We start from the raw sequence: 24340 nt of genomic DNA, 5'->3' as shown, positions 1-24340 counted from the left end.
GCAGCGCCCGCCGGGGGAAACGCGCTCAGGAGGCGCGGGAGTCGGTCCACTCGGCGCGCACGACGGCGAAGCTGCTGCCCACCATGCCCGGCTCCAGGCCGGCCTGCATGCCGCCCGGCTTCACCACGACGCTCTCGCGGCCGAGCGCCGTCCCCGTCTCCTCGTCGATGACCAGCCGGTCCTGTACGGTCCCCGGGTTGTCGTCGGCCAGGTTGACCCGCGATTCCTGCTCGAAGGCGATGGCCGTGCCCGACCGGCCCTCCGCGTCGGTGACCTCGCCGACGGCTGTCACGGACGGCAGCGCGGCGAGCATGCGGAAGGCGGCCCCGCGCACCTTGGCGCTGACCGGCATGTCGGTGATGAGCCCCGCGGTCACCTGGAACAGCCACGCGTCCTCTGCCATGGGCGCGTCGGACTCGGTGCTCTTACCCTCGTAGTGGCGCAGCAGCCACGCCTTGAGCTTCACCTCGTCGTCCGGCAGACCCTTCAGGTCGGCGAGGGTGACGTTGCGGCCGAGCCAGAACACCTCCTTGCCCGCCTGGTGGCCGGTGTGCGGCTTGCCAGGGGCGATCGTGACCCGCATCCCCCGAGGCTTGCCGGGAACGGGGATCTCGACCTCGGACGGAGATCCGGCCGCCGCCCACTTCGCCCTGTCCTCGTCGGTGGCGGGCTCGGCGCCGAGATGCTGGGAGCGCGACCACACGCCGTTCGCGCTGACCCACATCTCGTCGCGCTGCTTGACGGCCATCACGTAGCCGCCCGCCGCCGTGAACAGGTGCCTGCCCATCGTTCGGGTGTGCCAGAACTCGCCCGAGGTCGCGGGCTGCCGCTCGGCCTGGGTGGCGGCGACCAGGAGCACCTGCTGTGCGGTGAGCTCGCCGGGAGCGCTGGACTCAACGGCAGACGGCGCGCGCGGAGCCGTACCCGCTCCGGTGCCCGCGGTGAGGACGGCGACGGCAGTGACGGCAGCGGCGGCGGCGCCCGCGAGGCTGAGCCCCCACATCAGCCTCGGCTTGGCGCGGCGCTTGACCGGCGTGCCATGGGACATGGCGTAGGCGAGCTCGGACCGCCTGGTCCGCTCGTCGGTCGGGGTGTCGCCGAGGTGTGCCGGGCGGGCGGCGCGCAGCTCGTCGATCGGGTTCATGACCACTCCTCCTTGAGGCCGAGCCTGGACATGGCGGGAGCGGCGGGCTGCTCCATCTCGTGTTGCAGGCGCTTGCGCGCGCGGTGGAGGCGCACCTTGAAGGCGGGCACCGAGCAGCCGACGACCTTGGCGGCGTCGCGGGTGGACAGCCCCTGCCAGGCGATGAGGATGAGCAGCTCGCGCTCGTCCTGGGTGAGCCTGGCCATGGCCCTGAGGACGCCGAGGCGCTCGGCCACCTGGTCGGCGATGTCGCCCGAGATCCACTCGCGTAGCTCCTGCCGGAGCCCCTCGCGCTTGATCTCGTCCCTGATGTTGTCGCGCAGCACGTTCCTGGCGATCCCCAGCAGGTACGGCAGCGCGTTGCCCGGTACCTGGTCGAGCTTGCGCCAGGCGATGGCGAACGTCTCGCTCACCACCTCGTCGGCGACCTGCCTTCCCGCGCGGGCGACCACGTAGGCCCACACGCGCTGGCGGCATTCGTCGTAGATGGTGGTGAACCGTTCTCGCTCATCCGTCACCGCCCAACTCCCTCATGTCTCGGGTTTGCTGACACAGGGAAGTGGTCCGAGAGAGCCGATGGTTACAGGGCATATTCCTTGAGCTTGATGGAGTTGGCCGCCTTGGTGGTCAACTTGTCGAAGAAGCCGACAAGGAAACTCGAGGTCAGGACCTTGTAGATACGGTTGCGGCGGCGGACGTTCTTGGGCGCGAAGAAGCCTCCCGCGCCGTCGGCGATCCGCTGGCAGGCCTTGGCGTAGCCGCGGATCTGCTCCTCGTAGCGGGCGAAGGCGACCGTGTGGTCGCCGCCCGCCGCGGCCAGCTCGCCCGCGAGCACGTAGGAGGCGATGAGGGACATGCCGGCGCCCATGCCGCCCATGGTGGCGCCGTATCCGGCGTCGCCGATGAGCGCGACGCGGCCCTTGGTGTAGTGGTCCATGTGGATCTGGCTGATCGAGTCGAAGTAGAAGTAGCCCGAGTCTTCCAGGTGGGACAGCAGCTTGGGCAGCTCCCAGCCCGCCTCTTCGTACGCCCTGGCCAGCAGCCGCTTCTGGGTGGCGATGTCGCGGTGGTGGTAGTCGAGGGGGTCGGAGGCGAAGATGCACCCGACCGTGACAGTGTTCTGGTCGTGCTCGGCGGCGGCGACGAGCGCGCCGCGCCCCGGCTCGCTGTACATGAGCGCCTTGCCGCTGACGCCGAGGTGGTTGGGCGCCTCGAACAGGCCGACGTAGTACCCGGACGGCTTCAGGAAGCGCGACTCCTCGCCGAAGGCGAGCCTGCGCACGTTGGAGTGGAGCCCGTCGGCGCCGATGACCAGGTCGAACCGGCCCGTCCTGCCGCTGTCGAAGACCACGTCGACGCCGTCGGCGGTCTCGGTCATGGCGGCGATGGAGTCGTCGAACACGTACTGCGCCCTGTCCTTGGTCAGGTCGTGGAGCAGGTGCGCGAGGTCCCCGCGGGTGATCTCGACGTTGCCGCCGGTGAAGGAGGCGGGCAGGCGCAGCTGCTCTTTTCCGTCGGCGTCGATGATGACGAGAGGGCCGCCCTCGGTCTGGCGGCGGCGGACCTCCTCCAGGATGCCCATGCGCTCCAGCATCGTCATGTGCGCCTCACCGCGGAAGTCGACGGCCTGGCCGCCCTCCCGCAGGGCGGGGGCCCGCTCGACGACGGTGACGGCGTAGCCGTACCTGAGGAGCCAGTGGGCCATGGCGGGCCCCGCGAGGCTGGCGCCGGAGATCAGGACGTGCTTGGTGGTGTTCGTCATGGGAGAAGGCTCGCGGGGGCCGCTGACGAGCCACGCACCGCCCACGCACCGCGCCAGTCAGCCATTCATGGCGAGCGTCAGCCTTTCGTATGCTTCGCGGCTTTGGTCGGTTAGACCGTCATATTTCACTTTTCGTGCGACTACGAGGAGGCTCATCACGACCGTTCCCGCCCTGATCACCACCGAGCCCACCTCCAGGCTCTGGCCGCCGCCGGTGACGGCCGTGACATAGGCGCGCGACTGGTCGCCGAGCGGCGGCAGGTCGATCCTCCTGGTGACGTAGCTGACCGTCGATCCCTCCACGACCGCCCGGTAGGAGGCGCAGGCCGGGGGAAGCTCTGCCGGAAAGGCCGAGGGCAGGTCCACCAGCGCCTGGGTGACGGAGCCTTCATCGGAGCTGTAGGCCACGACGGCGGCGGGCGCGGTGCGCATCTCGGGGCGGTCGAGGTCCAGCCCGGGCGCGCACGAGGCGCCCTGCCGTACGGCGGCGGCGCCCTTCCTGGTGGCGTGGAGCGTGCCGTACGGACCGGATTCGGGACCGTAGGCGACGCGCATGCCCGGCGGGGCGGGGAGCAGGGCAGCGCCGAGATCACGGATCGGGGCGGGGCGCGGCGGGGGCGGGCTCACCCCGCATCCGGCAATCACCAAAAATGTCACACAAATCCCGGAAAATGCTTTCAACTTGCTTTCTCCATTTCCCTGACCCCCCTCCTTTCTAGAGCACCGGAAAACCCTTCCGAAGAGTTCGGGGAATACGCGTAAAATGTTCGCCGGAAAGCCGCGCGTCATGAGACCGCCTTTTCTTTCCCTCGTGATGATCAAGGCATGGAGATCGATCCGCGCCGGGCGCGCGAACTCGGCATGGGCCGCCGCATCACGCGCCGCGACTTCTTCGACGGCGTGGCCATGGCGGTGGGAGCCGCCGCCCTGGGATCCCTGGCCGGCTGCGGGCTGGAGACCGCCACTCCAGGCCAGATCGGCACCGGCAGCCTGGCCGTCCCCGAGGAGGTGAAGTACCCGCCGGGCCTGACCGGGCTGCAGGGCAACACCCCCGCGGCGCTGAGCGTTCCGCACGCGCTGCGCGACCAGAGGTTCTGGCAGTACGCGGGCACGCCTCAGGCCACGGGCGAGAGCTACGACCTGGTGGTCGTCGGCGGCGGCATCAGCGGCGTCGCCGCGGCCTTCGAGTGGGTACGGCACGACCCGAAGGCCCGCGTCCTCATCCTCGACAACCACGACGAGATCGGCGGACACGCGCGCCGCAACGAGTTCGCGCCCGCCGGCCGTATGGGCCCGCTCATCGGGTACGGCGGCTCGCAGTCGATGGAGGCGCCCTCGGTGTGGACGCCCGAGGGCAAGACCCTGCTCGCCCAGCTCGGCGTCGAGGTGAAGAAGTTCGAGCGGTACTTCGACCAGAAGCTTTATACCGGCCTCGGGCTGACCGACAGTGTCATGTGCGACAGGGAGAGCTTCGCCACCGAGAAGCTGGTCAGGCTCACCGGCGGGCTCACCCCCGAACGGCTGGCCGCCCAGTTGCCGATCGCGGACAAGGCGAAGAAGGACCTGGTCAGGCTCTACCGCAACCCGCCCGACTACTTGACGGGGCTGTCGCGGAAGGAGAAGGAGGAGCGGCTGGCCGCGCTGACCTACTCCCGCTACCTGCTGGAAGTCGCCAAGGTCCACCCCGACGTCGAGCGCTTCTGCAGGACCATGTCGAGCGACGAATGGGGCTACGACACCACCGCGTTCGGCGCGATCGACGCGTGGGGCAGCGCGGACGGCTGGGACTATCCCGGCTTCAAGGGCCTCGGGCTCGACAGCGACAAACCGTCGAGGTTCAACTCGCCGAGCATGATCAAGGGGTGGAGCGCGGAGGACCCGTACATCTACCACTTCCCCGAGGGCAACCAGGCGCTCGTGCGGATGATGGTCGGCAGGATGATCCCCGGCTTCGCCGCCGCCACCGACATGGACGCGATCACGACCGCCGCCTTCGACTACAGCAAGCTCGACATGTCGGCCAACCAGGTGCGGTTCAGGCTGTCCAGCCCCGTGGTCTCCGTCGCCAACGACGGCGGCGCCGACAAGGCCACGAGCGCGACCGTCGGCTACTTCGACGGCAACACGATCAGGACCGTCCGCGCCGGGGCGGTCGTCATGGCCTGCTGGAACATGATGATCCCCTACCTCGTCCCCGAGCTGCCCCCTCACCAGCAGGAGGCGCTGCACCAGGCCGTCAAGATCCCCCTGCTGTACGCCATGGTCCAGCTGCGCGACTGGAAGGCCTGGCAGCGGGTCGGCATCCACCACACGCGATGGACCGGCGCCTACTGGTGCGTCTCCGAGCTCGACTACCCGGTCAGCATGCCGGACTACCCCTGCCCGAAAGACCCCAGTGAGCCGATCAACGTCCACATGATCGCCACCCCGGCGCAGTCGGGCATGTCGCCCTCCCAGGGCGCCGTCGCGGGCAGGCACACGCTGATCAAGACGCCGTTCAGCTACATGGAGTACACCATCCGCGACCAGCTCGCCCGGCTGCTCGGCCCGGGCGGCTTCGACCCCGAGCGGGACATTGAGGCGGTCACCGTCAACAGGTGGGGACACGGCTATGCGCCGGAGTACTGCCGGCCGTGGAACGCGTTCTATCCCGACGGGCCGTTCCCCGCGGAGACCGCGCGCAAGCGGTTCGGCAGGATCGCCATCGCCAACTCCGACTCCGTCCCGGCCGCCTACGCGGACGCGGCGATCACCGCGGCCCACCGGGCGGTCGCGGAGCTGCGGACATGAAGCCCTGGCTGAAGATCTTCCTGATCGGGTTCGTCCTGTGGGCGGCCACGGTGACCGTCACCGCGTGGACGGTCAATCCCAACCTCGTGCCCACCGTCGTGCTGCTGGGCAGCTTCCTGGTGCCGGTGACGTTCGTGGTGTGGGCGTACGGGCGCGGCATGAGCGCCGACCTCACGGTCGAGCTGATGTTCAGAGCCTTCGTCGTGGGCGGGGTGCTGGGCGTGCTCGGCGCCGCCCTGCTGGAGAGCTGGCTGCTCAAGCCGTCGTTCGGGATCTACCTCGGGGTCGGGCTCATCGAGGAGGGCGCGAAGCTGGCCGCGCTGATGTTCGTGGCCAGGAGGATGACCCGCCGTACTGCAGGCGACGGCCTGGTGCTCGGCGCGACGGTCGGTTTCGGGTTCGCGGCCTTCGAGAGCGCGGGCTACGCCTTCAACGCGCTGTTCACCCCGGCAGGCCTGTCGCTGGCCCAGCTCGTGGAGACCGAGGTGCTGCGCGGCGTCCTCGCGCCGGTCGGCCACGGCCTGTGGACGGCGATCATGGGTGGCGTGCTGTTCGGCGCGGGCAGGCTGTTCACCGGCCAGGTGATCTTCACCTACCTGGGCGTCTCCGTGCTGCACGCGCTCTGGGACGCGATGAACGCCATCTCCATCACGCTCACGCTGGTCCTCACCGGCAAGCCGTGGCAGTTCGACCAGCTCCGCATCGGCAAGGTCCCGCAGGTCACCGAGGGCCAGGTGCACCTGTACACCTTCCTCGACCTGGCGGGCCTGGTGGCCATCTCGGTGGCCGGGCTGCTCTGGCTGCGCGCTACCGCACAGGCCGCCGCAAGGCGGTGAACGCCCACGATGCGGACGGATCGAACACACAGGTCACGGCGTCCCGTCGGCCCGACTTGCCCCGATTTTCCCGATAATCCCGCAGATCATAGGCTTCCTCCACTGCACCAGAGACATAATCGGTGCTAGTCTCCTGTGCGATCTTCCGATGCGTATTTACACAAAGTGTGGAAATCGCCTCGGTACTCCGAGGTTGGGACATGAGCTCGAGAAACCGGTCGATTCGGTTCAAGATCTTTCTGTTGCTGCTCCTGCCGCTCCTGTCCCTGAGCGCGCTCTGGGGCTTCGTCCTCAACCTGACCGTGAGCGACGGCCAGGCCCTCCTCCGCGCCAACACGCTGTACGAGACCGTCGGTGTCACCTCCACCGACCTCGGGCTCCAGCTGCAGGCCGAGCGGGCCGCCTCGGCCACCTCGATGGGCAAGCGCGGGCGTGAGCTCACCGCCCAGCGCGAGCGCACCGACACCGCGCTGGCGGACTTCACCGAGGCCGTCGCCGGCACCGACGACGACCGGCTGCGCAAGACGCTGCGCGACACCACCGCGGAGCTCAACAGGCTCGACGCCATCCGCGCCGCGCACGACACCGGTCTGGAGACCCGCCTCCACACCATCGACGCCTACAACCGCCTGCTCGACACGCTGTTCCGCCTCTACGAGCAGCTGACCTCCGTCCCCGACCTGCCGATCTTCCAGCAGGCCAGCGCGCTGCAGGCGATGAGCAACGCCCGCGAGATCATCTCCAGGGAGAGCGCGCTCGTCGGCGCCGTGCTCACCACCGGCACGATGGCCGAGGCCGAGTCGGCCGCCTTCACCGAGTACGTGGCCACCCGCAGGTTCCTGCACAGCAGGGCGGTCTCGACGCTCGACGCCGAACTGCGCGCGCCGTACGAGCGGTTCTTCGCCGGGCCGGCCTTCGCCAGGTTCGCCGAGGCCGAGTCGCGGATCGCGGTCACCGGCGGGCCGCCGCCCATCGCCGAGGAGTGGACCGAGCCGGTCGCCGAGGTGACGGCCCAGCTCGACCGGCTCAGCGCCACGTCCGCGCGGATCCTGGCCGAACGCTCGGCGAGCGTGTCCACCACGGTCGTGACGCGCATCGCGGTCGCCGGCGGCGTCGGCCTGCTGGCCGTCATCGCCTCGATCGTCATCTCCGTCAGGTTCGGCCGCCGCCTGTCCTCCGAGCTCGCCGGGCTCAGGACGGCCGCCCTCGACCTGGCCGAGGTACGGCTCCCGCGGCTGGTCGCCAGACTGCGCGCCGGCGAGGACGTCAACGTCAGGAAGGAGGCGCCCCCGCTCAAGGTCAGCGGCGCCGCCGAGATCCTCGACGTGGCCAAGGCGTTCGCCGCCGTGCAGCGCACCGCGGTCGAGGCCGCCGTCGGCCAGGCGAACCTGCGGCGCGGGATCAGCCAGGTCTTCCTCAACCTCGCCCGGCGCAAGCAGGGCCTGCTCCACCGCCAGCTCGGCCTGCTCGACGGCATGCAGCGCCGTACGCACGAACCTGACGAGCTCGAAGACCTCTTCCGCCTCGACCATCTGACCACGCGCATGCGGCGGCACGCCGAGGGCCTGATCATCCTGTCCGGCTCGGCACCAGGACGGGTGTGGCGCAAGCCGGTGCCCGCGATCGACATCGTCAGGGCCGCCGTCGCCGAGGTCGAGGACTACACCAGGATCGCCCTCCAGCACCTGCCGCAGGCCGCCGTCGACGGCGGCGCCGCGGCCGACGTCGTCCACCTGGTCGCCGAGCTGATGGAGAACGCCACGATCTACTCGCCGCCCAGCACCATGGTCCAGGTGCGCGGCGACGCGGTCAGCAACGGCTACGTGATCGAGATCGAGGACCGGGGGCTCGGCCTCGCGCCCGAGGAGTACGCCAGGCTGAACGGCCTGCTCGTGGACCCGCCCGAGTTCGATCTGGCCGACAGCGACAGGCTCGGCCTGTTCGTCGTGGCCAAGCTCGCGGCCAGGCATGGCATAAGCGTGATCGTACGGGCCTCGCCGTTCGGCGGAACCACCGCTATCGTGCTGATCCCGCGTGGTCTGCTGGTCGAACGGACCGCACTACCGCTGGCCGAGCCGCCCAAGCGCGACAGGAAACCCCTGGCGCTGGTCGGCGGCACGACCACGACCCCGACCCACAAGGGTCTGCCGAGGCGGGTAAGGCAGGCCAACATCGCACCGCAACTGAAGGCCCCCGAGCCAGAGCCAGATCCACGCCCAGAAAGATCGCCAGACGAGGTACGCGACCTGTTCTCCGCCTTCCAGCGGGGCACCGAGCGCGGACGAGAAGCAGAAGCCCAGGAGGGGGACCTATGACGACACCCACTGCGAACACCGGCGAGCTGAACTGGCTCCTCGACGATCTCACGACCAGGGTGGGCGCCGTCAGACAGGCGGTGATCCTGTCCACCGACGGCCTGGCGGTCGGCTACTCGCGGGGGCTGTCCCGCGAGGACGCCGAGCACCTGTCGGCCGTCGCCGCCGGGTTCCAGAGCCTGGCCCGCGGCGCCGGACGCCACTTCGGCGGCGGCGACGTGCGCCAGACCATCGTGGAGATGGAGGCGGCGTTCCTGTTCGTGACCGCCGCCGGCCAGGGCACGTGCCTGGCAGTGCTGGCCAACTCCGACGCCGACGTCGGCCACATCGCCTACGAGATGGCGATGCTGGTCAAGCGTGTCGGCCAGCACATCTCGACTAATCCCCGCGTGTCATGAACCAGTGGATGGACGAGGAGGCCGGACCCTTCGTCCGGCCTTATGCTCTGATCCGGGGTAGAACCCGCTCGTCAGGGGCTAACCTCGACCTGATCGCGATGGTCACCGCGACGGATCCCGCCTCAGCCGAGGGGTCCGCCGCGGGGCTCGGGCCCGAGCAGGAGGCGATCCTGCGCGCGGCCAGCACCCCCATCTCGGTGGCCGACGTGGCCGCCGAGCTCGACCTGCCGGTCGGCGTCGTCCGGGTCTTACTCGGCGACCTGCGCGACAACGGCCTCATCTCGGTGGCCACCTCGGCAGGGCCACGTCCGAGTGAGCGCATTCTCAAGGAAGTGATCAATGGACTCCGGGCTCTCTGAGGATCCCGTAGCGCTGAAGATCCTCATCGCCGGCGGATTCGGCGTGGGGAAGACCACCCTGGTCGGCGCCATCAGCGAGATCAAGCCGCTGCGCACCGAAGAGGTGCTGTCCGACATCGGCGTCGGTGTCGACGACCTCGACGGCGTGGAGGGCAAGACCACCACCACGGTCGCCATGGACTTCGGCCGGATCACCATCCGCGAGGGCCTGGTCGTCTACCTGTTCGGCACCCCAGGGCAGGAACGCTTCTGGTTCATGTGGGACGAGCTGTCCTACGGCGCGCTCGGCGCCGTCGTGATCGCCGACACCCGCCGGCTGACCGACTGCTTCCCCTCGATCGACTACTTCGAGCAGCGCGGCACACCGTTCGTGGTCGCCGTCAACTGCTTCGACGGCGCGGCCACCCACAGCGTCGAGGACGTGCGGATCGCCCTCGACCTGGACGACGACGTGCCCGTCCTGCTGTGCGACGTGCGCAGGCGCGCCTCCGCCAAGGAGGTCATGATCTCGCTCGTCGAGCACTCGCTCAGGACCCTCACAGCGCCCGGAGCCCGTTGATCACCTCACGCAGCAGGCTTTCCGTAGGCGAGGCGGCCGTCGGCACCGGCGGCCGCACCAGAATCAGCCCGTGATCGAGCAGGTCGGCGAGCAGCACCCGCACCACGCCCACCGGCAGCCCCGTCTCCGACGCGACCTCCACCACCGGCCCGGTACGGCCCATCGAAACGTACTCCAGCAGCCGCCGGTGCTGCGAGCCCAGATCGGCCTGTGACGGCACGGGCGCGCCCGTCGAGGCGACCACCGACAGCAGGTCGACCGATGACGACGACGGCCTCGTGCGCCCCCTGGTCATGGCGTAGGGCCTGACGACCGGCCCCGCCTCCTCGTCCACCCACTCCATCTCGCCCCCCGTGCCGTGATCGTCGACTGCCTCGCTCGGCTCGCTCATGACCCATCCTGTTCGCTGTCCTGACGGCCACGCTGCCACCCCGACTGCAGGGACGACAGCAGTGCCCTGGTCTCTTCGGGGGAGCGCTCGTCAGCGGGCTGTTCCTGGGGTGGGGGGCTGGGTTGCTGGGCCAGGCGGGGCGGCAGGTTGGCCTGCCGTACCCTGCGGGGCAGTACGGCGGGCGCGTCTCCGCCGGCGGGCTCGGCGAACGCGCCTCTGCGGGGAAGGACCGTGGGGGCGTCGGCCACCTCGGCGAAGGCGCCCCTGCGGGGCAGCACCGTGGGGGCCCCGTCGAGAGGTGCAGGGTCGACGGGCTCGGCCTCGACGGGCTCGACCGGCGTGGGAGCGGCCAGGGGCCGTACCTTGACGGCCTCGAAGGGCCCTCGTGGCTTGGCGTCCTCGAACGGCCCCCTGACGGCGGGTTCGGGCGCGGGCTGGGGCTCAGGCACGTCGATCCGCTCGACGCTGACGTCGACCCTGCGGGAGGTCCGCGTCCTGCGCGGCAGGTCCGGCGCGCCCTCCCTCCTGATCGGGCGCACCCTGTCCTGGATCCTCGGCGCCTGCGGGGCCTCGATGGACGGCAGCTCCTCGGTGAGCGCGTTCGGGATGAGCACGATCGCCGTGGTCCCTCCGTACGGCGAATGCTTCAGCGTCACGCTCACGCCGTGCCGGGCGGCGAGCATGCCGACGACGGCGAAGCCGAGCCGCTCGGTGTGGGAGGCGTCGAACTCCTGCGGGCCCGCCAGCCGCGCGTTGATCGCCTGGCGGTCCTGGACGGACATGCCGAGCCCGCGGTCCTCGATCTCGACCGCGAAGCCCTTGGCGACCACCTCGCCCCTGATCGACACCTCGTTCTCAGGGGAGGAGAAGACGGTCGCGTTCTCCATGAGCTCGGCGAACAGGTGCATGAGGTCGGCCACGGCGCCGCCCGAGACGCCGCATTCGGGCATCGGGTAGACGCGGACCCTGGTGTAGTCCTCGACCTGGGCGGCGGCGCCGTTCAGCACGTCCTCGATCGGGATGGTGCCGCGCCACTTGCGGCCCGCCGTACCGCCGGACAGCAGCACCAGGCCCTCGGCGTGGCGGCGCATGCGGGTGGTGAGGTGGTCGAGCCTGAACAGGTTCTCCAGCGCCTCGGGGTCCTCCGCCTCGCGCTGCATGCCGTCCAGGAGCTTGAGCTGGCGCTGGAGCAGCCCCTGGCTGCGGCGGGCGAGGTTGCGCAGCGCCAGCGCGACGCCCTCGCGCATCCTGGCCTGCTCGACCGCGGCCTCCACGGCGGTGCTCTGCACGCTGTCGAAGGCGGTGGCCAGGTCCTTGATCTCGCTGGTGGCCATGGCCGCGACGACGATCGGCGGCGCCTCGGCCGCCACGTCGACGCTCTCACCGCCGCGCAGCCGCGCGACCACCCGCGGCAGCCGGATCTCCGCCAGCTCCAGCGCGGTACGGCGGAGCGTGGCCAGCTCGGTGGTGACGACCCGGCCGACCCTGATGGAGATGAAGATCGAGAAGGCGACCGCGAGGAGGCCGATGACGCCCGCGACGAGCGCGCGCACCAGGATGGCCATGCCCGCGGGCTCCATCCGGCTCAGCAGCTTCTCGCCCGCGTCCCAGGTGCCCTCGGTGTAGTTCTTCAGCACGGGGTCGGCCGTCGAGCGCCAGTCGGCGATGTCGTGCCTGACGCCCGACAGCATCGAGGTGATCGTGCCCTGCATGACGAGGTACTGCGGCGAGCCCGCCAGCGTGTCGAACGGCTGGCGCAGCTCGCCGTCCAGCTCGGCCCTCGCCTTGTCGAACTGCAGCGTGCGGGCGCCCTCCAGCCGGGCCAGGAGCTCGCGGTCGGACGCGCTGAGGCTGCCGCGCGTGGCGACGACCAGCGTGTGCTGGCGGTGCAGCAGCTCGCGCGCCTGCTCGGCCGCGATCACGCCGTTGGCCTGCTGGTAGAGGGTGACATCAGTGCTCAGCGCGAACGTGCCGTACAGGCGGTAGATCGCGTCGGAGATCGCGGCGTAGTCCGTGACGAGCCGCGAAGGGGCCATCAGGCCCTCGTCGGCGAGCCTTCTGATGTCGTCCAGCCGGTCGATCTGCGCGATGACCACCCTGAGCTGGGCCTTCATGTCAGGCGAGAGGGCCGACTGCGTGTCGTCGGAGTTCGCGCTCTTGACGAACTGCCTGCGCGCCTTGTCGGTCTCGGTGCGCGCGGTGGCCAGCGTGGTCGCGCCCGTCACGGTGCGCGCCAGCCGCTCGGCCGTGGCCAGCCGTTCCCGCTGGAGGTTGAACACCATGGTGTCCGCGCCGTTGATCACGCCGCCCCAGACGGTGTCGACCTTCAGCAGGTTGAGCGCCTCACCGGCGGTGGTGCTGGCCGCGAACCCCCAGAGTGCTACGAGAGACACCAAGGGGACGACGAGCAGGGTAGCGATCTTGAATCGTATGGATCTGCTCGATGCCATGACACCCGCTCCCGTAGAGAGATCGCGGGAGAGAATAGCACCGCGCTAAGCGAAAATCTTCTCTCATTCGTGAGAAAGTTGTGACATGTCAGGAAATAGGGGCAAGTGAGGTGGCCCTCAGCCTGGCCCACTGGAGGTGGACCAACCGCGCCGCCAGCACCCCGAGCAGCGCCACCTCGGCCGCCAGCAGCCCCCGCTCGACCAGTCCGATCATGACCCGGTCACCGGGCAGCGCCACGTAGGTGATCGCCAGCACGCCGAGACCGCCCGCCAGCGCCAGCCACTCCACCGGCCTGGCCACCGCCTTCCACCGCTCGTCCGCGGCCAGCCTCGGCACCAGCAGCACCGCCGCCAGCGGCAGGCTGACGAACGCGGCCACCGACACGTAGCGGTGGATCTGCGCGGTGAGCGTCAGGTCCATGCCGAGCGGTGTGGTGGGGATGATCGCCGCCACGAACAGAGCCCCGCTCCACACCGTCATGAGCCGTTCGGGCATGCCCCTGACGGGCGCCCCCGCGCCCCGCAGTCCAGCCAGCAACGCGAACGAGCCCAGGCCCATCACCGCCATCGCCACCTCCGTGACGCCCCCGCGGTCGGCCACGGCGTACTCGCTGATCGTCACGTTCATCGGGTCGAGGGAGGGATCGGGGTCGAACTGGCCGACCACGATCGCCACGACCGAGAACAGGATCAGCGAGCAGGCGAGGAGCGGGTACAACCTCTTCAGCGGGGCCATGACTCGACGATCGCGCGTAACGGCCCACACGCCATCCGGCGCCACCCCTGAGACACCCCCGAGGCAACCCCGACATCCCCGGCCCGTCTTTCCCGGAGCCCCAACCCGCCTTCAAAGGATCCCACCCGTTTTCGGAGCCCCCGCCCCCTCCGCGAATCCCCCCTGCCCTCCGGAGCCCAAGGCCTGCCCTCAGAGGGTCCCGCCGGAGGCCGGGCACGCCAAAGGGAATCCTGCTTTCCGTTGGGCAGGCGACGTGACGGCGAGCGGCCGGAGTCCCGCTGGAGCACGCGTGATGGACGGGCGGATACCAGTGACCACGGTGGGCTCAACCCGGCTTCGCCGTACAGGATGAGCCCGAACGAGAGGGGCGTCAGAGGGCGTCGCGGCAGGGGGCGCAGATCCGGACGCCCGCGGCGACCGTCCCCGCGCAGATGTCGGGCTGGTCCGGATGCCTGAAGCACAGGCACTGGCAGGCCGTCTCCTGCTCCTCGATGTCCCAGATCCCCTCAGGGGCCTCGCCGACGAAGCCGACGTTGTCGAAGAAGTCGGCCAGGGGCCGCAGCACCGCCTCCCCCAGCGGGCGCAGGGCCTGCATGAAGGTGGTGGCGACGGGGCCGAAGGTCTCCGACATCTCCCGCAGGAACTCGGGCGTGCTATCCGGTTTGTCTTCCGGAGGAGCCCAGCGCATCGAGTCCGCGCTCAGACTCTCCCAGTCCTCCACGACGCCGTCGATGGCGTCGAGTACGTGATCAGGGTCGCTTCGCATGGTCGTGCTCCAAACAGATTGTTCGGATACCCACCAGGTTACGCGAAGGACACGCCCACGCCCCCGCGCGTCCGCCCGCCGTACCGCTCGATCTCGGCGGCCAGATCCAGCGGCCTGATGGTGGAGCGGGCGGCCAGGACGTCCTCGGTGACGAGGGAGGCCGGAAGCAGCCACGAGACCTCGAACTCCAGCCCGTCGGGGTCCTTGGCGTACAGGGCCTTGGTCGTGGAGTGGTCGGACGCGCCCGCCAGCGCGCCGAGCTCGCCCAGCTTGGCCGCGATGCGCTGGAGTTCCTCCAGCGTGTCCACCTCCCAGGCCAGGTGGTAGAGGCCGACGGTCGAGCGCCCGGCGGACGAGGGGCCCGCCTGCGCGCCGATCTGGAACAGGCCGAGGTCGTGGTCGTTGCTGGAGCCCTCGGCCTGTAGGAAGGCCGCCCCCGGCATGCTCATGACCACCTCGAAGCCGAGGGCCTCGCGGTAGAAGGCGACGCTGCGCTCGACGTCGCGGACGTAAAGAACGGCATGGTTCAGGCGTTGTACCGGCATAACACCCAATATAGATGAGAGTTCAAGTAAACTGAATGCATGACCCGATGGCTGGACGACGACGAGCAGCGCACCTGGCGCAACTACCTGGCCGTGACCCAGCTCGTCCAGGAGGCGCTCGACCGGCAGCTCCAGCGCGAGGCGGGCATGCCGCACACCTACTACATGATCCTCGTGGCCCTCTCCGAGGCGCCGGACCGCTCGATGCGCATGCACGAGCTGGCCCGCAGGGCGCAGTCGTCCCAGAGCCGCCTGTCCCACGCGGTCGCCCGGCTGGAGGAGCGCGACTGGGTGCGCCGCGGCCCGTGCGCGGCCGACCGGCGCGGCAACGTCGCCCAGCTCACCGACGCCGGGTTCGCGGCCCTGGCCGCCGCCGCGCCCGGCCACGTCGAGGAGGTACGGCGCAGCCTGTTCGACGCCCTCACCCCCGAGCAGGTCGCCCAGCTCGACGACATCTGTACGGCGGTGCGGAAAACCCTGGAGTCGTAGCGCGAAAGTGTCGGTGGCAGGCCGTACCGTACCCCGGGGACATCCACGGAGAAGGGGCGGACGATGCACGACGACAGGCAGCTCTTCCAGGCGGTCCACGTGATCGCGGCCAGGTTCGCCGGGCAGCCGGTGCCGGTCGTGATGGCCGCGCTGGCAAGGCATCTGCCCCAGGCGCCCGGCATCTCGGCGCCCGAGATCCGCAGGATCGCCGAGGAGATCAGCGTGGGGCGCGACCCGTCGGGGCTGTGACCACCTTGACCTCCCAGGACATCCGTCACAGGATTAGGCGGTAGTCCAAACTAATTGGGAGACGCCATGTACGATCCCACCCCCGACGACCGGTTCAGCTTCGGCCTGTGGACGGTCGGCTGGCAGGCGCGCGACCCGTTCGGCGACGCCACCAGGGCGCCCCTCGACCCGGTGGAGAGCGTGCACAGGCTGGCCGAGCTCGGCGCCTACGGCGTCACCTTCCACGACGACGACCTGCTGGCCACCGAGCCCGACAGGGACAGGGCGGTGGCGGCGTTCAAGAAGGCGCTGGGCGAGACCGGGCTGAAGGTTCCGATGGCGACCACCAACCTGTTCACCCACCCGGTGTTCAAGGACGGCGCCTTCACCAGCAACGACCGCGACGTGCGCCGCCACGCCATCCGCAAGGTCATCCGCAACCTCGACCTGGCCGCCGAGCTGGGCGCGACGACCTACGTGTGCTGGGGAGGGCGCGAGGGCGCCGAGTCCGACGCGGCCAAGGACATCAGGTCCGCGCTGGCCCGCTACAAGGAGGCCATGGACGTCCTGGCAGCGTACGTGATCGACAAGGGCTACGACATCAGGTTCGCGATCGAACCCAAGCCCAACGAGCCGCGCGGCGACATCCTGCTCCCGACGATCGGCCACGCCCTGGCGTTCATCAACTCCCTCGAACACCCCGAGCTCGTCGGGCTCAACCCCGAGGTCGGCCACGAGCAGATGGCGGGCCTCAACGTCGTCCACGGCATCGCGCAGGCGCTGTGGCACGGCAAGCTGTTCCACATCGACCTCAACGGCCAGCACGGCCCGCGCTACGACCAGGACCTCGTCTTCGGCCACGGCGACGTGAAGAGCGCGTTCTTCCTGGTCGACCTGCTGGAGCACGGCGGCTACGACGGCCCCCGCCACTTCGACTACAAGCCGGCACGCACCGACGACGCCGAGGACGTGTGGGTGTCGGCTGCCGCCAACATGCGCACCTACCTGATCCTGCGCGAGAAGGCCAGGGCCTTCAGGGCCGACCCCGAGGTCCAGGAGGCGCTGGCCGCCTCCCGCGTCGACGAGCTGGCCCAGCCCACCATGGCGCCCGGCGAGACCGTCGCCGACCTGGCCGCCGACGACTTCGACCCCGACGCAGCCGCTCTGCGCGGCTTCCACTTCTCCCGTCTCAACCAGCTCGCTCTCGAACACCTGCTGGGCGTGCGCGGGTGACACTCGTCGCGGGCGTCGACTCCTCCACCCAGAGCTGCAAGATCGTCATCAGGGACGCGGCGACGGGCGCGCTGGTACGCCAGGGCAGGGCCGCTCACCCCGACGGCACCTCGATCGACCCGGCCCACTGGTGGAACGCGCTGCTGTCGGCGATCGAGGCGGCGGGCGGCCTCGACGACGTCGCCGCCAGCAGCGTGGCCGGCCAGCAGCACGGCATGGTCTGCCTCGACGAGTCGGGGCGGGTCGTGCGCGACGCGTTGCTCTGGAACGACACCCGCTCCGCGGGAGCCGCCGCAGAGCTGGTGGCCTCCCTGGGTGCGCGAGCCTGGGCCGAGGCAGTGGGCAGCGTGCCCGTGGCCTCGTTCACGATCGCCAAGCTGCGGTGGCTGGCCACCCACGAGCCCCACCACGCCGCCCGCACGGCGGCGGTGTGCCTGCCGCACGACTGGCTCACCTGGCGGCTCATGGGCGCGCGCGGGCTGGAGAGCCTCACCACCGACAGGGGGGACGCCTCGGGCACCGGCTACTGGTCGCCCATCACCGGCGCCTACCGCGAGGACCTGCTGAAGACCGCCTTCGGCGCGGTCCCCCTCCTCCCCCGCGTCCTCGCCCCCGCCGCCACCCCCGGAAGGACCGGCGCCCTCCACCCCCGCGTGTCCCCCGGGGTGGCCGGCGACCTCGGCATTCCGGCGGGGATCCCCTTGGCCGCCGGCACAGGGGACAACATGGCGGCCGCCCTCGGCGTAGGCGCGCGGCCGGGCGACGTCGTCGTGTCCATCGGCACCTCGGGCACCGTGTTCGCCGTCACCGACACGCCCAGCCGGGACACCGGCGGCCAGGTGGCGGGGTTCGCCGACGCCACGGGACGCTTCCTGCCCCTGGTGTGCACGTTCAACGCGGCCAGAGTCCTCGACGCGGCTGCCGCGATGCTCGGCGTCCCGCTGGACGAGCTGGGTTCCCTGGCCCTTCAGGCGCCTCCAGGGGCCGACGGGCTGACGCTGGTGCCGTACCTGGAGGGCGAGCGCACCCCCAACCTCCCCCACGCCGCAGGAGCCCTCCACGGCCTGCGCCTGTCCACGTCCACGCCCGCCCATCTGGCGCGCGCGGCGGTCGAGGGCATGCTCTGCGGCCTCGCCGACGCCCTCGACGCGCTCGGCCTCACCCCGCGCCGGGTCCTGCTGATCGGCGGCGGCGCGCGATCCGAGGCGGTCAGGCGCATCGCTCCCACCGTCTTCGGCCGTCCCCTGGTCGTCCCGCCCCCTGGCGAGTACGTCGCCGACGGGGCGGCGAGGCAGGCGGCCTGGCTCCTGTCGGGCGGCGCGGAACCCCCTGAGTGGTCGACGGGCTCACCCTCGACGTACGAGGCCGACCCCACCCCGGAGCTGCGCGAGCGTTACGCCGAGGCCCGGGGGATGACGTTCGGCAACGCCTAGGCTCGCTCGGCCTCCTCGCCGCGCACGATCTTGTAGACCCCCCAGAGCGTCTCCAGCCCACCGACGACCATCAGGATCACACCGATCTTCGAGGGCGTGAACACCACGATCTCCACGTCGAGCCCGAACAACCACAGCGCCAACCCGGCCACGAACGTGGCCAGACCGGTGAGCAGCGTCTTGCGCGCGGAGCCCATGAGAACCTCTTTCGATCGCGGGGAACGTGATGCCCCAACGCTAACGAGGGCCCGAGCCCCAGGCTTCCTGCGAGATGCCGAGATCGACCTACATCTTTCGACTGACCCGCCTGGTTATCAGGGCTCATTCATGTGATGCGCGGAAAGACGGTCTCTCGGTACGGCAGGCTCGTCCTCGCCGCGCGGGTAGGAAGGACCGTGAGCCGCCCGCCCCAGGAGTGAGTAGGGGCAGGTCAGTCCGCTGCGGGGGAGCCGGTGGGGAAGGACCGTGGGCCGCCGCCCCAAGATCGGCCCGCTGTCGGGGAGCGGGTAGGGAAGCATCGTGGGGCGGGTCGTGGGAGGGTCGTCAGGCGGACTCGGGCAGGTCGCTGGTTTCCTCGAACGAGTCGGTGAACGCGCGGAACGTCGGGCACGGCCAGCGCCACATGCAGCTGCGACAGCGCAGGATCGGGTGGGCCGTGTCGCTGGTGATGCCGCCCGCGTCGCGCGGCTGGTGCAGGTCCAGCAGCCGCAGCCCGAGCTGCGCGAACGTCAGCAGATCGTCGCGGGCGTCGGCGAGGAAGTCGAGATCCTCGGATGACAAACGTGTGCGGATGGGGACGAACCCCTCGAGATTGACCAGGCTGCGCAGCCGTCTGGTCTCCTCGCGCCACGAAGCGGATTTCTCGGCGCGGAGCCGCAGGACCTCCAGGTGCTCGCGTAGTCGGAGACGGAGTGGGTCCTCCAGGTGATCATCGTTCATGGCTACCTCCCCCGACGGGCCCGGCCGCGCACCGGTTTCATAGTGTCAAGCTTCGCGCACTCAGCGTTTTCATGAGGCCGAAACGGGGGACAAAAACCCGACCGCTCCCTATCGGCGTGAGAACGTGACCCAGAGCCTCAGCGCCGCTAGCCTGCCCATGTGGAGCTCAAGGTCTCGACTCGATCACATGCCGGCCACGCCCTCGTGGCGATCGCCGGTGAAATCGACCTGTACACGGCGCCCCGCCTGCAGTCGGAGTTCACCCGACTACTGCAGGAAGGGCCCACCCGTGTGGTCATCGACATGTCCCTCGTGGATTTCTGCGATTCCACAGGGATGAACGTGCTGCTCTCGGCGCTCAAGCGGGTGAGGGAGCGTGGCGGGCAGTTCGAGGTCGCCGCGCCGCGGCCTGCCGTACGAAAGATTCTGCAGGTCACGGGCCTCGACTCGGTCTTCACCGTGCACGAGGAAGTGCCCGAGGAGCTGCTGATCTCCGAGGGCTCGTGACGGACACAGCGGTCGTCATCCCTGCCAAGGACGAGGCCGACCGCATCGGCGCGACCGTGGCCGCGGCCATGGACCTGCCGGGCGTCGATCTCGTCGTGGTCGTCGACGACGGTTCGACCGACCAGACGGGCAGGGTCGCACGCGCGGCGGGCGCCCGGGTGGTACGGCACAGCCGCAACCGCGGCAAGGCCGGCGCGATGGAGAGCGGTGCCGAGGCGGTGCGGCTGCTCGACGGGCCGACGCCCAGGCATCTGCTGTTCCTCGACGCCGACCTCGGCGACACCGCCCGCGCCGCCTCCGCCCTGGTGGAGCCGGTGCGCGCCGGGGAGGCGGACATGACCATCGCGGTCTTCGCCACCCGGGTCAAGCTGGGCGGCCACGGCATCGTGGTCCGCCTGGCGCGCGACGGGATCAAACGGGCGTCCGGCTTCACCACCGCCCAGCCGCTCAACGGGCAGCGCTGCCTGACGAGGGAGGCCTTCGAGGCGGCCAGGCCGCTGGCGCACGGGTTCGGCGTGGAGACGGCGCTGACCATCGACCTGGTGCGCAAGGGGTTCAGGGTGGTGGAGGTCGAGGTGGACATGGCCCATCGCGCGACCGGCACCGACTGGCGGGCGCAACTGCATCGGGCGCGTCAGCTTCGGGACGTGGCGCGGGCGCTGGCCGTACGCGAGCCGGTGATCAGGGACAACCTGGCCAAGATCCGCCTCTGACCGCCGTTTTCGGCCAGACCGAATCCCGGCGCCAGCGGTCGAGGAGCGCCGATACCGCCGTGTCCCGAGTGCCGGGGTCACCGCACGAAGAGGGACCACCGCAAGGTCCGGAGCCACCGCAGAGGGCCGGGACGGGGTGGCGGGTGACGGCCGGGCGTGAGTGCTGCTGATGATGTGCTGGAATTTCCGGGTGACATCGCAGGCGGGAACCGAGCCCAGGCCCACGTCGGCCGGGTTCGCCGCCCTCGCGCTCATCGCCGTGTCCGTCCTGCTGACGATGACGATCGGGCTGCTCGGCCCCTCGGCGATGGTCCCGGGGCTGCCGGGACCGGCGTGGCAGCCGCCGTACTCGCTCGATGTCCACCCCGCGCCGCACCTCGTCGTCGCGCTCGGGGCGCTCGCCATCGTGGTCGGTGGGCTCGGGCTGTTCTGGGCGCTCGGCAGCCGCGCGATCCCGTCCGCGCGGTTCACCCGCGGCCTGGTCATGGCCGGTTGCGTCGCCGCCGCGGTGCTCGCCTTCCTGCCGCCTTCCGGCTCGGCCGACCATCTCAACTACGCCGCCTACGGCCGCATGGTCACGCTCGGCCTCGACCCCTACGCCCACGGCGCGGTCGACCTGCCCGGCGACCCCGTCGCGGCGGCGGTGGAGCAGCCGTGGCGAGAGGAGCCCAGCGTCTACGGCCCTGTCGCCACGGCCGTCCAGGCGCTGACGAGCTGGATCGGTGGCGACTCCGTCCGGCTGACGATCTTCGTGCTCGCGCTGGTCAACGCGGCTGCGTTCATCGCGACGGGGCTGCTGCTCGACCGCTTCACCCGCGCCGACCCGGCCCTGCGGTGGCGGGCGGCGCTGCTGTGGACGGCCAACCCGCTGCTGCTGTACCAGCTCGTGGCGGGCCTCCACGTGGACACGCTGGCGATCGCCTTCATGGTGGCCGCCCTGGTGCTGAACGGCACGGCCACGACGGGGGTGATGCTCGGGCTCGGCGTGGCGGTGAAGCTCAACGCCGGTCTCGTCGCGCTGGGCCCCGCGTGGGAGCTGCGCCGCCGTCCCAAGCGCCTGGCGCTGGTCGCGGGTACGGCGCTGGCCGTGGCGGGCGCGGGCTACCTGTGGGCCGGCGGCCACGCCTTCGACCAGGTCAGCAGGGCGGGCAAGGCGATCTCGCTGGCCTCGTTCTGGAGGCTCGTCCAGGGCGGGCTGCAGGCCGTCGTCGGCACGGGCAGCGCCTACCGGGGCGAGATCCAGGTCGGCGCGTTCGTCGTGATGGCGCTGCTGGCGTGGGCGCTGTTCAGGCTGTGGCGACCGCCCGCCGACGCGGTGCGGGTGGCGGCGGTGCTGGTCGTGGCGTACGTGTTCGCCACGCCGTACATCCTGCCCTGGTACGACGGGCTGGCGTTCGCGCTGGTGGCCATGCTGGCAGCCTCGGGGGTGGAGCTCTTCCTCGTCGGCCATCTCACGATGCTGTCGCTGGCCTACCTGCCCGCGAGGGTCGAGGCCCAGCCCGATGACCTGGCGTGGCTGACGACGGTCGTCAGGGCGCAGGTGGTGCCGTGGCTGCTGCTGGCGCTGACGGCGGGTCTTGGGTGGTGGGCGTGGCGAGCTGGAGCGCGCGCACGCACGCGGCCAGAGTGAGCGGCACCGCGACCGTCAACGCCATGGCGGGGATCGCGATGCCCGAGTCGTTGACGAGGAACCCGACGAAGGCGCAGGTCAGCGCTCCGAACAGGCCGGCGCGCAGGGTGGGCGCGAAGCCGTAGGCGCGGCCGAGCGCGGAGGCGCCCCACCGCGAGGGCCGGTCCAGCACGAAGAACAGGAACGCCAGCGCCACCAGCGACAGCAGGGTCAGCTGCCAGTTGCCGACGGTGATGCCGATCATCGAGCTGAACTTCCGCCACACCACGGTCAGCGCTTCCCCGTCGATGATCTGCTGGATGAACGTGCCGAGGTGGGTGCGCTGGTCGGCGGGCCGTAGCCAGTCGGCGAACGCGATGGCCCCGATGAGGGCGGCGCCCGCGAGCCCCACCAGCACCAGCTTGACCAACGACACCTTGCGGCCCGACAGCAGGATGAGGAAGACGGCGAGCCCGGTCACGAACGCCGGAACCCCGCCGAAGTCGGCGCCCCACCCCGGCCAGCCGTCGGCGAACACGGCGAAAGCTCCGTAGGCGGCGCACAGCAGCACGACCAGCGGCCTCGACAGGCGGCCGAGCAGCCACGAGGCGACACCTGCCAGCGCGAGGATCGTGCCGGTCGCGCACACGGCGAAGGCGATGTTGCTGAAGCCGTAGAAGCGGCCTCCGGTGACCGGCTCGTAGCCGGTGACGGCGTTGACCTGCAGCGTGGAGCCGGTCATGACGTCGAGGACCAGCGCCAGCGAGGTGATGCCGGCCACGACGGTCAGCGGCCCCAATACGTGGGTACGCCAGGGGCCCGCGAAGGCGAGCCCGGTGATGACCCCGGCGATGGCCAGGATCGTGACGATCAGTGCGGCCATCGGCCCGCCCACGCTCCACCACGGCACGAGCTGGGCCAGGAAGGTGGCCACCGCGACCGACCCGCTGAGCACCGCGACCACCTGGACGGCCACCAGCACCCGCGAGGCGGCCGCGTCGGGAGCCGCCTTCGGTGCGGTCGATCTGCGGCGGCGCAGGACGATCGCGGCGACCGCGTAGAAGAGCACCTGAACCGCCACGAAGACCGCGAAGAACGGCCCTCTCACCTCGCGGAGCACCTGGCTGGCCAGGTTCTGGTCGGCGAGCGTGGCGACGGTCTCCGCGACCGTGGGCGGTGCGGAGCCGTCGTTCTCCCACGTTCTGCCGACCGCCCCGGCCGGACGCTCGATGCCGAGCAGGCGCAGCGCGGTCGCGGTCACGTCGGTGATCGTGACCAGCCCGTCCTGGCGGGTGGAGGCGGCGGTCAGCAGGCCGTGGCGGAACGGCGACCCCTTGGCGAGGGCGACGTGGAGCTGCGCCGCCCCCGAGGTGTCGGACAGGCCCGCGACCAGGACCGTGGTGCCGGGCGGCAGCCGGTCGACGAAGCCACCGATCCGGCGGTCGGCGTTGGCGGCGGCCACCCGCCGGTCCATCGGGGAGAGGTCGGCGGGGACACCGTCGGCGTCGCGCGGCTGGAGGTTCCAGCGGGCGGCGAGCGCGTCGGCCTCCATCACCAGCAGGTCGAAGGAGGCGGGATCGGTCAGCTCCTCGGGGGTGGCCGCGTAGTGGGGCACCCGCCCGGCCTTGTCGGCCGCGCCAAGCGCCGCGCCGGGCCCGATGGCCGCCACCTTGCCGCCCGCGTAGGCGACGGCCTGGCCGAGCGTGCCGAGCACCGCGTTGTAGCCGGTCGTCGACTGGAAGGCCGTCAGCTCGGCCCAGCCGGAGACCGTCCCACCGACGGGCGGACGGGGCAGCTCGCACCCGGGAGCTCCGGCCCGCTGACCGGCCGAGACCGTCAGCCACCCCGCCATGGGGCACGAGGTCCCCCTGTTCGGCGGCGGCACCACCCTCGTGGACAGCGAGGCCGACGCGCCCTCGCCGACCAGCCGCCACAGCCGAGGGGTGAGCTTGGGATCCAGATCGCGCCACTCCAGCCCCGGCACCCCGATGACCGCCACCCGCGCCTGCGCGGAGGCGGCCAGCACCCTCGCCTGCGCGGGGGCGTGGGACGCCAGCGCAGGGCTCGCCCCCATGACGGTGGCGAGCACGGCGAGCAGGCCCAGGCACAGGCGTGCCAGGGTGCGGTGCGGCATGGCG

Annotated in this window: 25 protein-coding genes; 13 read left to right on the top strand and 12 right to left on the bottom strand. The window is 70.8% G+C overall.

Annotation, left to right across the window (positions count from 1 at the left end):
- Positions 1 to 25: 25 nt before the first annotated feature.
- The 4 genes from ACFXJ8_RS12410 to ACFXJ8_RS12395 all read right to left on the bottom strand — a co-directional run bounded on the left by ACFXJ8_RS12410 (position 26) and on the right by ACFXJ8_RS12395 (position 3533).
- The gene (locus tag ACFXJ8_RS12410) at positions 26 to 1144 is read right to left on the bottom strand and encodes a CU044_5270 family protein (RefSeq protein ID WP_379643944.1); all 1119 of its coding nucleotides are present in this window, start codon (positions 1142 to 1144) and stop codon (positions 26 to 28) included.
- Positions 1141 to 1662: an RNA polymerase sigma factor gene (locus tag ACFXJ8_RS12405; RefSeq protein WP_379643943.1), complete on the bottom strand. Its 522-nt coding sequence runs from the start codon at positions 1660 to 1662 to the stop codon at positions 1141 to 1143. The genes ACFXJ8_RS12410 and ACFXJ8_RS12405 overlap by 4 nt, the downstream gene beginning before the upstream one ends.
- 62 nt (positions 1663 to 1724) lie before the next feature.
- Positions 1725 to 2906, bottom strand: a complete 1182-nt coding sequence (locus ACFXJ8_RS12400; RefSeq protein ID WP_379643942.1) for an FAD-dependent monooxygenase — start codon at positions 2904 to 2906, stop codon at positions 1725 to 1727.
- Positions 2907 to 2963: 57 nt separating this feature from the next.
- On the bottom strand, positions 2964 to 3533 hold the full coding sequence (locus ACFXJ8_RS12395; RefSeq protein ID WP_379643941.1) for a hypothetical protein: 570 nt from the start codon (positions 3531 to 3533) through the stop codon (positions 2964 to 2966).
- Positions 3534 to 3731: 198 nt separating this feature from the next.
- Here ACFXJ8_RS12395 and ACFXJ8_RS12390 point away from each other — a divergent pair, with 198 nt between their 5' ends.
- The 6 genes from ACFXJ8_RS12390 (at position 3732) to ACFXJ8_RS12365 (ending at position 10163) form a co-directional block, all read left to right on the top strand.
- The gene (locus ACFXJ8_RS12390) at positions 3732 to 5696 is read left to right on the top strand and encodes an NAD(P)-binding protein (protein ID WP_379643940.1); all 1965 of its coding nucleotides are present in this window, start codon (positions 3732 to 3734) and stop codon (positions 5694 to 5696) included.
- On the top strand, positions 5693 to 6532 hold the full coding sequence (locus ACFXJ8_RS12385) for a PrsW family glutamic-type intramembrane protease (protein WP_379643939.1): 840 nt from the start codon (positions 5693 to 5695) through the stop codon (positions 6530 to 6532). Before ACFXJ8_RS12390 ends, ACFXJ8_RS12385 begins: the two co-directional genes overlap by 4 nt.
- Positions 6533 to 6774: 242 nt before the next feature.
- Positions 6775 to 8847, top strand: coding sequence for a nitrate- and nitrite sensing domain-containing protein (locus tag ACFXJ8_RS12380; protein WP_379643938.1), 2073 nt, complete (start codon positions 6775 to 6777; stop codon positions 8845 to 8847).
- Entirely contained in the window at positions 8844 to 9245 is a 402-nt protein-coding gene (locus tag ACFXJ8_RS12375; RefSeq protein WP_379643937.1) for a roadblock/LC7 domain-containing protein, read from the top strand. The genes ACFXJ8_RS12380 and ACFXJ8_RS12375 overlap by 4 nt, the downstream gene beginning before the upstream one ends.
- A complete protein-coding gene (locus ACFXJ8_RS12370; protein WP_379643936.1) occupies positions 9242 to 9604 on the top strand; it encodes a DUF742 domain-containing protein in 363 nt (120 codons plus the stop codon). The genes ACFXJ8_RS12375 and ACFXJ8_RS12370 overlap by 4 nt, the downstream gene beginning before the upstream one ends.
- Positions 9585 to 10163: an ATP/GTP-binding protein gene (locus ACFXJ8_RS12365; protein ID WP_379643935.1), complete on the top strand. Its 579-nt coding sequence runs from the start codon at positions 9585 to 9587 to the stop codon at positions 10161 to 10163. Before ACFXJ8_RS12370 ends, ACFXJ8_RS12365 begins: the two co-directional genes overlap by 20 nt.
- Here ACFXJ8_RS12365 and ACFXJ8_RS12360 read toward each other — a convergent pair.
- The 5 genes from ACFXJ8_RS12360 to ACFXJ8_RS12340 all read right to left on the bottom strand — a co-directional run bounded on the left by ACFXJ8_RS12360 (position 10141) and on the right by ACFXJ8_RS12340 (position 15051).
- On the bottom strand, positions 10141 to 10554 hold the full coding sequence (locus ACFXJ8_RS12360) for a DUF742 domain-containing protein (RefSeq protein WP_379643934.1): 414 nt from the start codon (positions 10552 to 10554) through the stop codon (positions 10141 to 10143). The two genes, ACFXJ8_RS12365 and ACFXJ8_RS12360, sit on opposite strands and share 23 nt — an antisense overlap.
- Complete coding sequence (locus ACFXJ8_RS12355; protein WP_379643933.1) at positions 10551 to 12947, bottom strand: nitrate- and nitrite sensing domain-containing protein; 2397 nt, start codon at positions 12945 to 12947, stop codon at positions 10551 to 10553. The genes ACFXJ8_RS12360 and ACFXJ8_RS12355 overlap by 4 nt, the downstream gene beginning before the upstream one ends.
- A gap of 145 nt (positions 12948 to 13092) precedes the next feature.
- On the bottom strand, positions 13093 to 13740 hold the full coding sequence (locus ACFXJ8_RS12350) for a DUF998 domain-containing protein (protein WP_379643932.1): 648 nt from the start codon (positions 13738 to 13740) through the stop codon (positions 13093 to 13095).
- 370 nt (positions 13741 to 14110) lie between these two features.
- Positions 14111 to 14506 (bottom strand): hypothetical protein, encoded by a 396-nt coding sequence (locus ACFXJ8_RS12345; RefSeq protein WP_379643931.1) that lies wholly within the window; start codon positions 14504 to 14506, stop codon positions 14111 to 14113.
- A gap of 38 nt (positions 14507 to 14544) precedes the next feature.
- Entirely contained in the window at positions 14545 to 15051 is a 507-nt protein-coding gene (locus ACFXJ8_RS12340; RefSeq protein ID WP_379643930.1) for a VOC family protein, read from the bottom strand.
- A 39-nt stretch (positions 15052 to 15090) separates the two neighbouring features.
- Here ACFXJ8_RS12340 and ACFXJ8_RS12335 point away from each other — a divergent pair, with 39 nt between their 5' ends.
- From ACFXJ8_RS12335 to xylB, 4 genes are all read left to right on the top strand, one after another.
- Complete coding sequence (locus ACFXJ8_RS12335) at positions 15091 to 15540, top strand: MarR family winged helix-turn-helix transcriptional regulator (RefSeq protein ID WP_379643929.1); 450 nt, start codon at positions 15091 to 15093, stop codon at positions 15538 to 15540.
- 63 nt (positions 15541 to 15603) lie between these two features.
- A complete protein-coding gene (locus ACFXJ8_RS12330; protein WP_379643928.1) occupies positions 15604 to 15789 on the top strand; it encodes a hypothetical protein in 186 nt (61 codons plus the stop codon).
- Between the two features lie 66 nt (positions 15790 to 15855).
- Positions 15856 to 17001, top strand: a complete 1146-nt coding sequence (gene xylA, locus ACFXJ8_RS12325; RefSeq protein ID WP_379643927.1) for a xylose isomerase — start codon at positions 15856 to 15858, stop codon at positions 16999 to 17001.
- Entirely contained in the window at positions 16998 to 18434 is a 1437-nt protein-coding gene (gene xylB, locus ACFXJ8_RS12320; protein ID WP_379643926.1) for a xylulokinase, read from the top strand. Before xylA ends, xylB begins: the two co-directional genes overlap by 4 nt.
- Here the strand turns inward: xylB and ACFXJ8_RS12315 are convergent.
- Positions 18431 to 18631, bottom strand: coding sequence for a DUF5708 family protein (locus tag ACFXJ8_RS12315; protein WP_379643925.1), 201 nt, complete (start codon positions 18629 to 18631; stop codon positions 18431 to 18433). The two genes, xylB and ACFXJ8_RS12315, sit on opposite strands and share 4 nt — an antisense overlap.
- Positions 18632 to 18977: 346 nt before the next feature.
- A complete protein-coding gene (locus tag ACFXJ8_RS12310; protein WP_379643924.1) occupies positions 18978 to 19373 on the bottom strand; it encodes a hypothetical protein in 396 nt (131 codons plus the stop codon).
- 159 nt (positions 19374 to 19532) lie between these two features.
- Between ACFXJ8_RS12310 and ACFXJ8_RS12305 the strand changes: the two genes are divergently transcribed.
- From ACFXJ8_RS12305 to mptB, 3 genes are all read left to right on the top strand, one after another.
- Positions 19533 to 19880 (top strand): STAS domain-containing protein, encoded by a 348-nt coding sequence (locus ACFXJ8_RS12305; RefSeq protein ID WP_358129344.1) that lies wholly within the window; start codon positions 19533 to 19535, stop codon positions 19878 to 19880.
- Entirely contained in the window at positions 19877 to 20593 is a 717-nt protein-coding gene (locus ACFXJ8_RS12300) for a glycosyltransferase family 2 protein (RefSeq protein WP_379643923.1), read from the top strand. The genes ACFXJ8_RS12305 and ACFXJ8_RS12300 overlap by 4 nt, the downstream gene beginning before the upstream one ends.
- Before the next feature lie 190 nt (positions 20594 to 20783).
- A complete protein-coding gene (gene mptB / locus ACFXJ8_RS12295) occupies positions 20784 to 22223 on the top strand; it encodes a polyprenol phosphomannose-dependent alpha 1,6 mannosyltransferase MptB (protein WP_379643922.1) in 1440 nt (479 codons plus the stop codon).
- On the opposite strand, the gene ACFXJ8_RS12290 is transcribed toward mptB, so the two are convergent.
- The gene (locus ACFXJ8_RS12290; RefSeq protein WP_379643921.1) at positions 22123 to 24336 is read right to left on the bottom strand and encodes a hypothetical protein; all 2214 of its coding nucleotides are present in this window, start codon (positions 24334 to 24336) and stop codon (positions 22123 to 22125) included. The two genes, mptB and ACFXJ8_RS12290, sit on opposite strands and share 101 nt — an antisense overlap.
- Positions 24337 to 24340 lie beyond the last annotated feature (4 nt).

The organism is Nonomuraea sp. NPDC059194 (genome assembly GCF_042754765.1).
In the GTDB taxonomy this organism is placed as follows: Bacteria; Actinomycetota; Actinomycetes; order Streptosporangiales; family Streptosporangiaceae; genus Nonomuraea.
This window is presented reverse-complemented; position numbering and strand designations above follow the sequence as displayed.